The sequence below is a fragment of the Vibrio anguillarum genome (genome assembly GCF_003390515.1).
Lineage (GTDB): Bacteria > Pseudomonadota > Gammaproteobacteria > Enterobacterales > Vibrionaceae > Vibrio > Vibrio anguillarum.
Window position 1 is genome coordinate 468,413 of record NZ_CP031478.1, and the last position, 718, is coordinate 469,130.

The following is a 718-nucleotide window of genomic DNA, read 5'->3' on the forward strand; positions in this document are numbered from 1 at the left end:
TTTGACGCGGCCATGTTCGTCACAGAAGATTTCTTCGCCATCAGGACCCACGACTAACGCCATGCAAGGGCCATCCACTTGAGGTTTGGCTTGCGGTGTCGCACGCCACGTGACATCAGCAGGAATGAGCGTGAATTGGTTGCTGTACGTGGTCGCGCCACTGCCGCCCTCTTCTTCCAATGCTTGTGGCTGACGCCCTTGATGATGCACTTGCACTACAACCCAATCGCGGTTCATGCTGTCGTCAAGATGCTCTTGTAAGTCGAACTTTGTGCCCGCTTGCAGGCCCGGATGGTTACTTTTTCCGCTCGCGGTACGCGCTTCTCGTCGTAGGTACTCTAAGCGAATTTGATTAAAGGCTTTGCCGCTGATGTCGTCTTTAAAGCGACCCGGTGCATCAAAGTGCTCGTAGGTCGCTTGCTGGTAATCCATCTCGCGCCCTTGCGCTTGCTGAGCAAACGAGTAGCTCGGCTTTTTAAAACTGTAATCTTGCAGCGCGCTGTGGCTCACTTCGGTTTGGCTGTGTTGCGTTAATTGCGACACATAAGGGCTCTCCATCACGCCACCTGCGAGGGCGTTGTAAGGGATAGGCGTTTCTCGCTTCGTCAGGCTTTGGCTGTCGTCACTGAAAAAGAGGGTGTGTTTCCCCTCTTCATGAATGAAGTGATACACCAAGCCTTCTTCGGCGGCTAAGCGCTGCAAGAAGTCGATATCCGTC

At 53.6% G+C, this 718-nt stretch carries 1 protein-coding gene; it reads right to left on the minus strand.

Annotation, left to right across the window (positions count from 1 at the left end):
- The coding region (gene tssI, locus DD616_RS17285) for a type VI secretion system tip protein TssI/VgrG (RefSeq protein ID WP_234826172.1) at nt 1-718 on the minus strand (718 nt) is incomplete at both ends.